The 12,780-nt window shown below is 48.8% G+C and carries 11 protein-coding genes and 1 pseudogene; 8 read left to right on the forward strand and 4 right to left on the reverse strand.

From position 1 onward, the window contains the following. The first annotated feature begins 30 nt into the window (after positions 1 to 30). Both AAC007_RS10140 and AAC007_RS10145 read left to right on the forward strand, forming a co-directional pair. On the forward strand, positions 31 to 1,179 hold the full coding sequence (locus tag AAC007_RS10140) for a hypothetical protein (RefSeq protein ID WP_339676457.1): 1,149 nt from the start codon (positions 31 to 33) through the stop codon (positions 1,177 to 1,179). A gap of 109 nt (positions 1,180 to 1,288) precedes the next feature. Next, positions 1,289 to 3,265 carry a 3'-5' exonuclease gene (locus AAC007_RS10145; RefSeq protein WP_339676459.1) on the forward strand — a complete coding sequence of 659 codons (1,977 nt, stop codon included), beginning with the start codon at positions 1,289 to 1,291 and terminating at the stop codon, positions 3,263 to 3,265. Positions 3,266 to 3,693: 428 nt separating this feature from the next. Here the strand turns inward: AAC007_RS10145 and AAC007_RS10150 are convergent, their stop codons facing one another. Further along, positions 3,694 to 4,278 (reverse strand): nuclease-related domain-containing protein, encoded by a 585-nt coding sequence (locus AAC007_RS10150; protein WP_339676462.1) that lies wholly within the window; start codon positions 4,276 to 4,278, stop codon positions 3,694 to 3,696. A 310-nt stretch (positions 4,279 to 4,588) separates the two neighbouring features. Here AAC007_RS10150 and AAC007_RS10155 point away from each other — a divergent pair, with 310 nt between their 5' ends. Further along, positions 4,589 to 4,993, forward strand: coding sequence for a PaaI family thioesterase (locus AAC007_RS10155; RefSeq protein WP_339676463.1), 405 nt, complete (start codon positions 4,589 to 4,591; stop codon positions 4,991 to 4,993). Between the two features lie 121 nt (positions 4,994 to 5,114). Here AAC007_RS10155 and AAC007_RS10160 read toward each other — a convergent pair whose 3' ends face one another. Further along, positions 5,115 to 6,182, reverse strand: a complete 1,068-nt coding sequence (locus tag AAC007_RS10160; RefSeq protein ID WP_339676465.1) for a hypothetical protein — start codon at positions 6,180 to 6,182, stop codon at positions 5,115 to 5,117. Between the two features lie 300 nt (positions 6,183 to 6,482). Here AAC007_RS10160 and AAC007_RS10165 point away from each other — a divergent pair, with 300 nt between their 5' ends. Further along, positions 6,483 to 7,307, forward strand: coding sequence for a restriction endonuclease (locus AAC007_RS10165; RefSeq protein WP_339676467.1), 825 nt, complete (start codon positions 6,483 to 6,485; stop codon positions 7,305 to 7,307). Between the two features lie 84 nt (positions 7,308 to 7,391). On the opposite strand, the gene AAC007_RS10170 is transcribed toward AAC007_RS10165, so the two are convergent. Next, entirely contained in the window at positions 7,392 to 7,691 is a 300-nt protein-coding gene (locus AAC007_RS10170; protein WP_339676470.1) for a helix-turn-helix transcriptional regulator, read from the reverse strand. Continuing rightward, the gene (locus AAC007_RS10175) at positions 7,688 to 9,022 is read right to left on the reverse strand and encodes a HipA domain-containing protein (protein ID WP_339676473.1); all 1,335 of its coding nucleotides are present in this window, start codon (positions 9,020 to 9,022) and stop codon (positions 7,688 to 7,690) included. The genes AAC007_RS10170 and AAC007_RS10175 overlap by 4 nt, the downstream gene beginning before the upstream one ends. Before the next feature lie 584 nt (positions 9,023 to 9,606). On the opposite strand from AAC007_RS10175, the gene AAC007_RS10180 reads away from it, so the two are divergent. The 4 genes and pseudogenes from AAC007_RS10180 (at position 9,607) to AAC007_RS10195 (ending at position 12,606) form a co-directional block, all read left to right on the forward strand. Beyond that, the gene (locus AAC007_RS10180) at positions 9,607 to 10,674 is read left to right on the forward strand and encodes a type IV toxin-antitoxin system AbiEi family antitoxin (RefSeq protein ID WP_295875157.1); all 1,068 of its coding nucleotides are present in this window, start codon (positions 9,607 to 9,609) and stop codon (positions 10,672 to 10,674) included. After that, entirely contained in the window at positions 10,637 to 11,494 is an 858-nt protein-coding gene (locus AAC007_RS10185; protein ID WP_339676475.1) for a nucleotidyl transferase AbiEii/AbiGii toxin family protein, read from the forward strand. Before AAC007_RS10180 ends, AAC007_RS10185 begins: the two co-directional genes overlap by 38 nt. A gap of 42 nt (positions 11,495 to 11,536) precedes the next feature. Continuing rightward, a pseudogene (locus tag AAC007_RS10190) lies at positions 11,537 to 11,722 on the forward strand (ribonucleotide-diphosphate reductase subunit beta); the annotation flags it as partial. 86 nt (positions 11,723 to 11,808) lie between these two features. After that, complete coding sequence (locus tag AAC007_RS10195; RefSeq protein ID WP_339676477.1) at positions 11,809 to 12,606, forward strand: outer membrane beta-barrel protein; 798 nt, start codon at positions 11,809 to 11,811, stop codon at positions 12,604 to 12,606. Positions 12,607 to 12,780: the final 174 nt, after the last annotated feature.

Raw genomic sequence — 12,780 nt, forward strand, 5'->3', positions numbered from 1 at the left:
CGGTTCAGTATGAGAAATTAGCAAATTAATGTGTCCGGTTTTGTTGACCAGAACAATAGGCTCCAAGACGAGCTTGAGTCCATACGTGAACAGTTAAACAACGAACTTGGTAAGTCATGGCAAGAATGGGAAATTCCCAGGCTAGAAGATAACCACTGGTCAGAAAAAGCAAAGAAGCTACATGGTAGTTGGTGGAAAAAGCGAATTGCTAGGCAGAGGGAAATAGATGCGTCCATCGCAGCAAAAGCCGACTTTGAATACCTCTATGACAAGCCGTATGAAGACAATAAAAAGGTTCGTGTCGCTGGGCCGTTCACTGTAGAGAGCCTTTCTCCGCATAGAGCTTTAACGGTAGGCATTGATGACGAGCTGATTGACCCTACAGATCAGAAAGAAGAATTTGATGACGAGCAAGACTTCGTTCAGATCATTCTTGAAAATCTCAAAACCGCTGGCGTTCAGCAGGCCAACAAGCAAGACAAAATTGACTTTATATCCTTGTCTCCTTGGCCAGGCGATTTGGTCTGCGCCGAAGGCAAATATATTGACGAAACTGAAACAGAAAAACGCGCCGCGATATTTATCGGGCCGGAATTCGGCACTGTTTCTCGTCCCGACCTAGTTCAGTCAGCAAGAGAAGCCGCCGATGCTGGTTTTGATGTGCTGATCGCTTGCGCCTTTAACTACGATGCGCACTCAACGGAGTTTGAAAAACTTGGCCGCGTTCCGGTGCTGAAGGCTCGCATGAATGCCGACCTGCACATGGCTGATGACCTGAAAAACACAGGTAAAGGCAATCTGTTTGTTATCTTCGGTGAGCCGGACATAGATGTACTGGAAGCCGAAGACGACAAAATTCAAGTCAAAATCAACGGCGTTGATGTATTTCACCCCAATACTGGCGAAGTGCGTAGCGATGGCGCAGAAGGCATTGCTTGCTGGTTTATCGACACAGACTACAACGAAGAGAGCTTCTTCGTTCGCCAGGCCTACTTCCTCGGTGCGAATGACCCATACAAGTCGCTCAAAACGACCCTGAAGGCTGAAATCAATCAAGAAGCTTGGGATACGCTAAATAGTGATATATCGCGGCCATTTGATAAACCCAAGAACGGACGCATAGCCGTCAAAGTCATTAACCATCTTGGTGATGAAGTCATGAAGGTTTATAGGGTATAAAGAGAGGCTGGCCATGGAATTTCGCATATCAGATTCATTTACCAGTAGCCTCGCCAAACTGACTGGCGATGAGCAAAAGGCCGTTAAAACAACGGCCTTTGATCTACAAATGAATCCTGAAAATCCAGGTAATAGCTTCCATAAGCTGGATCGCGCTCAGGATAAGAATTTCTGGTCAGTGCGGGTTAATCGAGACATACGTATCATTGTGCATCGCTCTAAAGCGAGCTTATTGCTCTGCTATGTCGATCATCACGATGATGCCTATAAATGGGCCGAAAAGCGCAAACTGGAAACGCACCCCAAAACAGGGGCCGCCCAGCTTGTTGAAATCAGAGAGCGCGTCGAAGAGATACGCGTACCTTACTATGTCAATGTGGAATCTACCCCACCGCCCAAGCCTCTGCTTTTTGATGCTTTTGATGATGACAAGTTACTGGAATATGGTGTGCCGCCAGAGTGGTTGGCCGATGTAAAGGCATCCGATGAAGATTCAATATTAGAATTGTCTGATCACCTTCCCGCAGAAGCAGCAGAAGCCCTCATTGAAATCGCCGTTGGTGGATCGCCGAGAGCACCAATAGTTATTTCACCAGAGAGCAATCCATTCGAGCACCCTGATGCGCAGCGCAGATTCCGTTCCATGGTCGACACGGAAGAGCTGGAGCGTGCACTTGATGCACCATGGGAGAAGTGGACTGTATTCCTTCACCCAGATCAGCAAGAACTGGTCGAGAAAGATTTTAATGGGCCTGCTCGTGTTTCCGGCTCCGCTGGAACTGGCAAAACTATTGTGGCATTGCACCGCGCGGTGCATTTGGCGAGAGAGAATGCTGACGCGCGCGTTTTGCTTACGACTTTCTCCGACACGCTGGCCAATGCGCTAAAAGAAAAGCTTAAACACCTGATTGGAAATACACCAAGACTGGCAGAACGCCTGGAAATCCATTCTATGGATTCTATCGCTGTCCGTCTCCACAAATTCAACGTCAGTAATAAAAAATTACTCAACCGAGAGCAGCTATTTGAACTCGTCTCGAAGCATTCCCACGGTATTGAGGGCCTTCGCTATTCGGCGGCATTCATTTTCGAGGAATGGCTTCAGGTGGTCGATGCATGGCAGATCATTGCGTGGGATGAATACAAAGGCGTTCAAAGGTTAGGCCGAAAAACCAGACTGGCCGAAACCCAGCGACAAGTTTTATGGACGATATTTGAAAAGGTTAATGCTGAATTGGTTGAGACTAATTCAGCATCTATGGCTGGCATATACCTGGATTTAACCCATTCCCTGGAAGAAAAGAAAAACAGTCCCTTTGATTTTGTAGTTGTCGATGAGGCCCAAGACATTAGTATTCCGCAGCTTAGATTCCTTGCTGCGCTCGGTGGTGCAAAGCCAAATGCATTGTTCTTTGCAGGAGATTTAGGCCAGCGCATATTCCAGCAGGCATTCTCCTGGAAATCCCTATGCGTTGATATTCGCGGCAGGTCTAAAACGCTTCGCGTGAATTACCGCACTTCGCACCAGATAAGGATGCAGTCAGACCGTTTGCTTGGCCCTAGTGTTGCAGATGTTGATGGCTACGATGATGATCGAACCAGTACCGTCTCAGTATTCAACGGCCCAGAGCCGACCATTCGAAATTTTGATTCCCACGAAGATGAAATCGAGTTTGTTGCAGATTGGCTGGTGAAGCTTTCTGGTGACGGATATGAGGCTCATGAAATTGGCTTGATTGTTCGTTCAGATAAGGAAATACCAAGAGCTGTATCGGCAATTGAAAAAGCAGGGATCACCCACAAGCAGCTAGACAGTTACATACAGCTTGCTCACGGATACGCATCAATTTGCACAATGCACCTGGCTAAAGGCCTGGAATTTAGAGCCGTAGTGGTGATGGCTTGTGATGATGAAATTATTCCGTCTCAGGAGCGTATCGAAGCAGTCGCAGATAACGCCGATCTTGAAGAGGTATACGATACAGAAAGACACTTGCTTTATGTGGCCTGCACTAGGGCAAGGGATAGGCTTCTTGTTACCAGCGGGGAGTTGCCATCAGAGTTTTTAGATGACATGAATAGCTAAGGTAATCGGAGTATTAGCACCCTATCCACCTAAAATTAGCCGATCATAAATTCGCCGCACTCGCTTTCTGTACTTATCGGGTGTTCCACCATGCTTCGCCGCAAGTTCTTCCCACGAAACGCCGCGATACCGAGCGTCAACGTATCCCATGTCCTCTTCACTTATGCCAGAATCACGCATCCGCTGGATAAGTGAATCAAGTTCGATCTTATCAATGTCAAATTTCGAGGAGCTAAATTGATCCCATATTTCACCACCACGATGGCTCTCGGTGTAAATTTGCATCTCATATTGACCCTCTAGTTGCACAAAAAGGTAACCCGCTATAATCAGCTTAAACCATTGAAAGAACTGCGTCTTTTGTGCGTTAAAGTGGGTCAGGTCATCCTACAAATTTTTACGATAATTGGTTCAAAATTAAATGCAAATCAACACTTTTCGCCAAATCGATAATTGAACATATTCCAGAGACGCTGCTGAAATACCTCTGGATCAACGCTCTCCGTCATTTCATCCTTACAGATGACCAGATGGTCCGGCAGTGCCGTTGCTCGCAGGTGTTCCGGTATTCCCCGTTCCAGCGTAGAGCGACTGATATTCGTCAACACCACGCCCCAGCCGTAAGGAAAACACAGACGCCCCTGATATTTTTCAGTCTGTTGCAATAGTTGCGGGTCTCGCTCGAGTATTTTAAGCACCTGATAACTACATTGCCGAGCCTGCTCCAAAGGGTTTGCGACCCACTTACGGCCATTGGCCGTGAGTATTTCCACCTCTGTCTTGGTCAATTTTTTCAGCGTTTCCGGCTTCCAATCCTTGACCTCAAGAAAGAGCAGCCCGCGCGCGGGATGGAGGATGACAAAGTCTGGGTAACGACGCTTGTCTCCAAGAGGAATGTCGTACCAACACAGGTAATCATCTTCCAGCAGGCTCTCCAGACGTCTAGCCACGCGCTTCTCGCCGCTGGTCATTCTAGACAGACACGAGGAGATGGGAGGAATGAGAGCTGCCATACAATATCCTTATCTACAGCTGATAATGTAAAACGTAAAACTTTTTCAAGGAAAGGAGAGGATAGCAGCAGAGGAGCGCAGACAGCCAACGTAATTTCAGACATACCAAAGCTACGAGGCGGCCAGCATTAAGGTATTCGGGATCAGGGTAAAAATTTGCGTGGATTCCGTAAAAAATAGGGTCAGAGTAAAATCCCTCCTGTTGACCTTGCGATTGACAGCTACGTAATATCAGTTGCCCATACTGATCTACCTAGTAACGCCGACTCACCCATTAAACGTTCTACTCGAATTGACGGGAGCATGACAAATGCAATGGACTTCGATCCCTGAAGGCTACAAACATTGGGCGGGAGATCCTGCCGAAGACAATATCGGTCCTTTTTTCTTTAAGTCGATGGCGCCAAAGTCAGAAACCGCCCTGTGCTTGCAGGAAAAGCACTGCAATATGTTCGGCATTGTTCATGGTGGAGTATTGATGGCGTTCGTCGATTACACTCTGTGCCTGGCGGGCTTGGAATCGACAGAAGAAGGCTGCGTAACCGTGACCTGTGACAATCAGTTTATTGGCCCCGCAAACGCTGGCGAGTTACTCACCGGCCATGGTGAACTCATTCACCGCACTCGCAAACTGGCTTTTGTCCGGGCCACACTAACGGTAGAGGATAGAACGGTGCTCTGCGCAACCGCTACACTAAAAATGTTAGCGAAATAGGCTCAACGGCGGCAACGCTTACCGGCAGCGTTCAGTCTTGGGGGCAGCAAACGAGAATAAAAAAGCGGCCCAAGGCGAGCTCCCCAATGAGCAATTCAGGGCAGTGCTATGTTTGGCATGCTTAAATTAATTCTACCCGCTGTGCAATATCACCGGATTGAACCAGCTGTAAAAATTCCTCACCCAACTCCAGGCTGCGCGTTGCTGAGTCCTGCCAAAGCCGTTTACGCTTGCCATCATCATGTTGCATCCGCAAAAAATCTCTACGATCCGGGATGCGCCCCAACTCAGTGGACGCTAGGAAATCATCTGAAGGTGCTAGCAACACGGCCTTATCTAACTGTGAAGCGGGCGTTTTTCGCCACGAGAAGTATTTATCAAACCACCCCGATGTCACTTCGGTGTAAAAATGCGGATATAGCACGATGCCCCCGCCCTGCCACAAACTTCCCGGTAGCGGGTGGTAGTCCAACAAGCCCCCATCCCTATGAGTGCCCAAAGGGCCACCGGCTATATCGCTAACACCGGACATAATCACCGGGATAGACCCCGAGGCCTGAACCGCGCCGTGCAGATTTTGCGGTGACAGCGGGGCGTAGTGCGTCACATACCGGTCCGATGCCCGCACTGCACCATTGGCCCTGACATCGGAAAAAATGACGCGCTCCATCGCTCTAACATTAGCATTGCGGCCCAAACCGCTGAGCAAAAAGGCCTTCACCATCGCGATTTTCTGGCTAAAAACAGCATCCCTACCCAGTAAACCACGCGCCAATACCGTGCCGCAGTGATATCGAAATTGAGGGTGGGAGAGTATCTCTTCACTACCGCCTCCGCCCAGCACAAGGTCGAGTATCTTTTTTGTTTCCTTGTCGATGTAATCGGCCGTAATACCGTGTGGATAAGATTGCTCTATATAAGCGGTGGCCAAGTTATCTAAAGCTGCCGCTGCATCACGGCGACAAGCCGCCGCGAGTTTAAAGGCGCCGATAGAGGTGCCAAAAACATCAATGGGGTGATCAATATCGGTCAGCCATTCAGAAAATATCGCCCGATCTAATCCGTATATCGCCAACCACTTCGCTGCGCCCGATGCACCGAAAATGGCGCTGACATCAGACTGTTGAAGGCCGTGCTGCCGGATATGATCAAATGCGGTTTGCCCTGCAAGAATTCTTAATTTATTCATCAAACGACCAAAAATCTTCAATGGGATTTTATACAGAGAATTAGGCTTTAAGCCTCATTGCAGGCAGCGATATTTAGCTATAACACTCATAACAACTCCAAATCGACAAAACTTCGAGGGTCAGGTCTTTGATTTATGCTTCAAGTCCAAAACCAAAGATCAGATCGCCCCATGAACAGTCATGAACGCACGTCGGCGTTAGTCTTTCAAACCCCAGCGAAACGAAGTTAATTCCAACTTGTTCCAGCCTATAACTTAACGCAAACTACATCTACTAAACTAGCCGCTAAGGAACAGGCGATGGCTAAATCCACTATCATGGAAGATCTTTTTACTCTAGGCGCAAAACTTCCTTGGAAGTTAAGCCTCGTCCTCGCCTTTGGCTCCGCAATTGTTTTACACCAACTCTCCCTGATTGATCCGCCTGCCTCTACTGGACTGCATGATTTATCCAAGGTCGTGTTTGTACAGGCAGCGCGAGTTTTCGGAATGTTCGGCCAATACCTGGTGCCAGCAGCGCTGCTATTTGGCGCCCTTGCGGGTTTCATACAACGCCGTCGCGGTAAGGATTTGCTCGCGCAAACCAGAACCCAGCCCAAGGGCCTCGGTACGCTGTCATGGCAGCAGTTTGAACAGCTAGTTGGCGCCATCTTCAGGGAACAAGGTTATCAGGTTGAAGAGCGCGGCAGGCAAGGTGCCGACGGCGGTGTAGATTTGGTACTAAGGAAAGGTGGCGAGAAATATCTGGTGCAATGTAAGCACTGGCGATCCCTCAAAGTTGGTGTACCGGTTGTAAGAGAGCTTTACGGCGCCATGGCGGCGGAGGGAGCCGTGGGAGGTTTTGTCGCAACCACCGGACAGTTTACCGCCGATGCCAAACGCTTTATTGAAGGCCGCAATGTAAAGCTGATCGATGGTCAGCAACTCAGTAAACAGATGAAAAAGAACAGTGTTAATACTGCGAACGTTCAAGCCAAGATAACGCCGTTGCGCCCCACGACGCCCGATTGCCCTATATGCGCTAAACCCATGATTAGTCGCGTAGCGAAAAAGGGCGCACAATCGGGGAACCGGTTCTGGGGGTGTACAAATTTTCCGACTTGCCGAGGCACGCGACCGCTTTAGCGCAAGTAAGCGCGAGCTTTTAATGCACGCACTATTATTAAAATTATAATATTTCGAGTAACAGTAAAACGCCCAACTTATAAATCACGCATTCTCACTAGCGCCCTTACTCGGCTTCCGCGAGGCAGGAATAATAAACCCTACCTCCAGCCCAAAAGGTCTGGCAATTTTTTTCAGGGTTTCCAGTGTTGGGTTGCCCTTATCACGCTCTACTTCCATTAGCGCACGCGGTGCAATGCGCAGCACATTTTTGGCATATTCTTCCTGGGTCATGCCGACAATTTTGCGCATTTTTCGCGCAGCTTGACCCAGGGTGAGTTCGCCATCTGCGAGCTGCCGCTGCAGTTCCAATTTTTTTTCGGTGGGATTATTAGGGCGTTTCATGAGATCACCTCTAGGTCTATGAGTGCAGATGCCTCTCGCTCAATCGCGTGTTTGCGCTGCGCTATTACCGCCGGTTCAATTGCCTCCTGCGCCATAATGTCAGGCAGCATCGCCAGGCGATGACCAAACGCCTTAAGCTCTGCAATGAGCACCTTTTTATTGATCATTGCGGGCATGGCAGCAATCACTTTGTTCCAAACTGGGATGCCTCCTTTTTCCTGATCGCCCTCCCACCGGCTCACTCTCGCTATGCCCTCGGGGTCTAAATACATTGGTGCAAAATCGAATAATGGGGTCAGTTCGACACGACCATCCTGATGGCGAAACACAGCGGTATTTCGTCCATGGTTGTCTTTGTTGCCAAGAGCAATATTCAAAGAATCGCGCCTCAGGTACTCCGTTACCTCACGCTGCGGGTCAGTGACGTGGGCGATCAGAGCATTGAGAAAAACATTGTGAGCGGGTGTGCCGCCTGCTTCCCCACCGTAGCGACAAATTTCCGCCAAGGACAATAAACTCTCCATACCAATACGCTGAAGACCGTGTGTTGTGCGAGGACGGTCAAAGCGCGGTATCAGCAAGGTGTTTCTTGTCCATTGCAGCTCGCCATGTACCCGAATACCAACTGCTTTGGCCAACTTCATATAGGTGGCCTCCAAACGCAACACCTGCCGGTCACTGTCGGTTTTTCCACGCGGAAACTTAATTAGCCACGACGAGGCTATGGCCGCATCAGGCAGTGCGCCCTCTGCATGCCAGCGACCGGCTTCATCAAGCACCATAAGGAATTTTGGGGCAACGCCCGCCACATCTGAGGCACCAGAGGTGTGGGCACCGTTTTGGTAAGCGTATTCAATAAAATGTTCTTGGCGCTCACAAATCTCATCGAGGGTGAAGCCTGGGTGGTCAGTCATTGTAACTGCAACACCGTCTGGCCCCGGCGCCTGCATATTGGGGTCACGAGCCAATACCGCTTCGCGAATACGCAGATTACCCGGCGGCGAGCCGGCGCCATGCAGAAGTAACTCCAGGTCAGCATGGTGGCCATCGCTTATACCCAGGCGCTTTACCCAGTGATCTCGCCCCGCTCCGCTGGGGAGAATATCCAAGAGAAATGCTGGCCAACTGGCAATGTCTCGAATCAATAGCTCAACAGGATAATTGCAGCCCAGCCCTGCTGGCTTTTCAGTATTCTCCTGAATACGGGCAATCGCATAGTCATCGTCATACTGCAGGCGAGACGAATCGAGGTGACTGGGGCCAGCAACAGAGATGGTGGCGGCTTTCAGCCATTGACCGTCACGATAAATTTCAATTGTCGCGGTATCCACAAAACACCCCCGATCAATAAATAAGACATTAAAATAGCTAAAAAATTGATATCAGTCAAATTAATTAGCCATCATGATGACTAAAAATATAGTGGCGCTACTCTAGCACCATAACTAATCCGGACCAGGAGCCGAACACCAGAATTTAGTAAATTAAGCCATTTCAATATCTAAAAATAGTGACAAAATCAAAATACTAGCCATTATAGTGACTAGTATCGTGAGTTTTTAACGACTAAGACGAATTGCGAGTGACGAGAATGAGCCCACTCTTTTAAGGCTAAGTGGAATTTACTAACCGGGGTAACTTCTTTGAAACGCGGGTTATTGAGTATCAGACTGGTGGGGCGTTGACTTGGTAATGTGAGTAATCACTACCAACAAAAACGATGCTCTGCCTTGTGCGGGGTTTTTTATGGGTATACGATAGCAAGCACAAATATGAAATCCATTAGTGCGCTTAAACAATGGAAGACTAAATTCAATTAAATAAACCTCTTAATATGTTCATTTAATCATGTTGTTCATTATTAAAATACATGATAAATTTTTGAACAAATAGCGCATCAAAGTGGCACAAGTAAATGGATATCACAATTGAAAACAAGACCGAGCAGCTACTTGCCAATGCTTTGCGTGCCTTTAAGAAAGAAACTGGGCTTAAGATAGAGCTAACTAAAGCGCGCCACCACGAGAACGACAAGCAAACCGGCGACGAAATCACCCTGCCCTTCAATGCAGGGACGCTTCCCATAACCGTTAAAAAATGGGTACAGAACACCAATGTGGGCGTTATCGCCCATCAAATGGCGCAGCTCGCCCCAAACACCCTACTGATCGCCGACTATATCAATCCCAATATGGCGATCAAATTTCGCGAACAAAACATCCAGTTTATTGACACTGCCGGCAACGCCTATATTCATCAGCCGCCCATCCACACTTGGGTAACCGCCAATAAAATCACTAACGCGAATGTTGCCACAACGGAAAAGACTCATCGCGCCTTCGACACCGCCGGGCTCAAAGTTGTATTCGCCCTACTCTGTGAACCAGCACTTGCCGACAACACCTATCGACAGATAGCAGATCAAACCGGCGTCGCATTGGGAACCGTTGGCCAAGTTTTCGACGGCCTCAAAGCCGCAGGGTATTTGCTAGACCAAGGTAAAACCAGAAAACGCCGCTTAATGAATAGCACCAAACTACTTGAACGCTGGGTGGAGGCCTATCCCGAAAAACTCAAACCCAAACTTTTTTTTGGTGAGTTTATTGCCCCGCGCCACGACTGGTGGACGACCATAAAAATAGAGGACTTCGGCGCCTATTGGGGGGGAGAAATTGCCGCCGAAAAATACACCAACTACCTCAACCCAAAAGTAGCGACTGTGTATTTACCCGAAGAAGCCGGCACTTTGCTACTTGGCAAAGCTCGGTTACGAAGACGCCTCAAAAACGAATACGACCCTGAAAACGTCGTACAAATTTATCGCCCCTTTTGGCCCGAACAATACCTGCCAGATGCGCGACCAGGACTAGCGCACCCCATATTGGTCTACGCCGATTTAATACACACCGGCGATGTCCGTAACCGAGAAACCGCAGGGAAGCTGTATGAGCAATATATCATTGGATATCTCAAAGAAGATTGATTCAGCAGCAAAAGCATTATTCGCTGCGCTGGCAAGCATCACAACAGAGTTGGGTATTCCCTATATCGTTGTAGGTGCAACCGCCAGAGACTTGGTATTACATCACGGTTACGGCGCCAGTATCGAACGAGCCACAAGCGATGTCGACTTCGGCGTTCAAGTCAGTAACTGGCAGGATTTTGAACATTTAAAAAGCCGTCTGATCGAACAGGATTTCCAGCCAACCACCGCCCATCATCGACTACTCAGCCCTCAAGGCCAAGCCATCGATATCATACCGTTCGGCCCAATCGAAAACACCAACGCCGAAGTTACCTGGCCACCTAGCGGCGCGGTGACAATGAATGTACTGGGCTTTCAGGAGGCCTGCCAACACGCTGATATCATCCGTGTGCAGCAAAACCCCAGCATCGATATCCCGGTAGTCACTCCCGCCGGCATGGCCCTACTAAAACTAATTGCCTGGCTAGACCGACCCGCAAACCTTCGCGGCAAAGACGCAAAAGACTTACAATACCTGCTCAGTAACTACGAGCGTATCCCCTCGGTAAGCGACTCTCTATTTACCGAGCAAACCGTGCTCGATCACTTTGACTGGGATCTAAGCCTTGCCGCCGCCCATCAACTTGGTAGAGATACCCAAAGCATCGCCAGCGACGCCTGCCACACAGTGATTAGCGATTTATTTAACGGCAAGCAACCCAAACGTAATATTGATCAACTAACAGAAAACATGTGTAACACCGTGGATCGAGAATTCGCTCGAAACAGAGAGTTACTCCACGCCTTTAACAAAGGCTTCACACGCAACGCCAAATAGCCCTTGACCCCACCACAAAACAATTAAAGAAAGTTTAAGCGAATACAGAGCAGCTCAAGCAACCGGAAAAAGACCTCTCGATCGAAAAAATTTCAGGGCGAAGTCACCCAAATGATCGGTGAAGACATGCAACTAGAAATCGAATACGCCCGCGACTCAATGCCACGCGGTTTACTCCAAATGACCTCAGCCATGATGGAAGAATACCTCCAGTTCATCGCCAACCGCCATATCTGATCCAGTCTTAGCTACCGCGCGTAAACCTTCGGGCGGCTATGCTGCTGCCTTTCAATTTGCCGGATGAAGGAACATTTATGCGTAATATCTGTGCCACTGCGGTTGTTACCGCTGCAACCTTAATTGCTACCTCTGCACACGCAGAGGAGAAAAATTGGACTGGGTTTTACGTCGGCGTTGATGTCGGTGTTGGTTTTAATCTGGGAGACAGTGGCGAGCTTGAATTCAGACGTGCAGATGGCACCGACAACTCTGCTGCAATTAACACGGCTTTTGGTGATAATTTTGACGGTAAATTTGATGCAGGGAATATTGTCGGCCTGAAAGCCGGTATTGACTGGCGAGTTAATAATTGGGCATATGGCGTCATCTTTGATATTGCCAAAACTGATCTGGCGCAGGAGCAAAGCGCATTTTCATCGACTCCGGCGACCTACGTAGAGCGGCGCACTGTCGACACGCTTGCAACATTCCGTGGGCGTTTGGCTTGGGCTGCAAATGACACAATTCTGCCCTATGTAACAGCAGGCCTCGCCTATGGGGATGTTGAGTATTCTTGGCAGGGTAACTCCGGCGCATTTCGTGGTGACAACGGTAACGATAGCGGTTGGCAAGCGGGGTACACCGTAGGTATTGGCGTTGAGGTTCAATACTCGGAAAGAATGTCGTTTGGCCTAGAGTACAGTCTAAGTAATTTGGGGAATGAAAACTTTCAGACCCGTTTTGACGGTGGTGGTAATGACCCCCTGGGTATCAGTGGCGCGACTATGGCCTTCGGTTCGCCGGCTTCCGGCGGTACTGTTGCGCAGGGCACTGATGACGACTTTGATTTTCAAACGTTAAAGCTTAGCTGGAACTACAAACTGTCGCGCTAACATTATTGCTTTTAAATAGCAGTGGCCCTCTTTGGGGCTAATTGCCGCTTGAGTGCAGCTTTGTGTCACGCTGCGCTTGGGCCTAAGTTATCCTGATATTTCAAATGTTGCTAGCGTCGTACAAGCCTGCACAGTCAGCTATTGGACACGTATTTTGACTGCCCACCGTTTAAC

Origin of the sequence: uncultured Zhongshania sp. (genome assembly GCF_963975605.1) — a bacterium.
GTDB lineage: Bacteria > Pseudomonadota > Gammaproteobacteria > Pseudomonadales > Spongiibacteraceae > Spongiibacter > Spongiibacter aquimaris.

Coding starts and splice junctions, on each gene's coding strand:
- AAC007_RS10195 (WP_339676477.1), top strand. CDS start 11,809: ATGCGTAATATCTGTGCCACTGCGGTTGTTACCGCTGCAACCTTAATT.
- AAC007_RS10150 (WP_339676462.1), bottom strand. CDS start 4,278: ATGGCAGCTCTCATTCCTCCCATCTCCTCGTGTCTGTCTAGAATGACC.
- AAC007_RS10165 (WP_339676467.1), top strand. CDS start 6,483: ATGGCTAAATCCACTATCATGGAAGATCTTTTTACTCTAGGCGCAAAA.
- AAC007_RS10170 (WP_339676470.1), bottom strand. CDS start 7,691: ATGAAACGCCCTAATAATCCCACCGAAAAAAAATTGGAACTGCAGCGG.
- AAC007_RS10160 (WP_339676465.1), bottom strand. CDS start 6,182: ATGAATAAATTAAGAATTCTTGCAGGGCAAACCGCATTTGATCATATC.
- AAC007_RS10145 (WP_339676459.1), top strand. CDS start 1,289: ATGAATCCTGAAAATCCAGGTAATAGCTTCCATAAGCTGGATCGCGCT.
- AAC007_RS10185 (WP_339676475.1), top strand. CDS start 10,637: ATGAGCAATATATCATTGGATATCTCAAAGAAGATTGATTCAGCAGCA.
- AAC007_RS10180 (WP_295875157.1), top strand. CDS start 9,607: ATGGATATCACAATTGAAAACAAGACCGAGCAGCTACTTGCCAATGCT.
- AAC007_RS10155 (WP_339676463.1), top strand. CDS start 4,589: ATGCAATGGACTTCGATCCCTGAAGGCTACAAACATTGGGCGGGAGAT.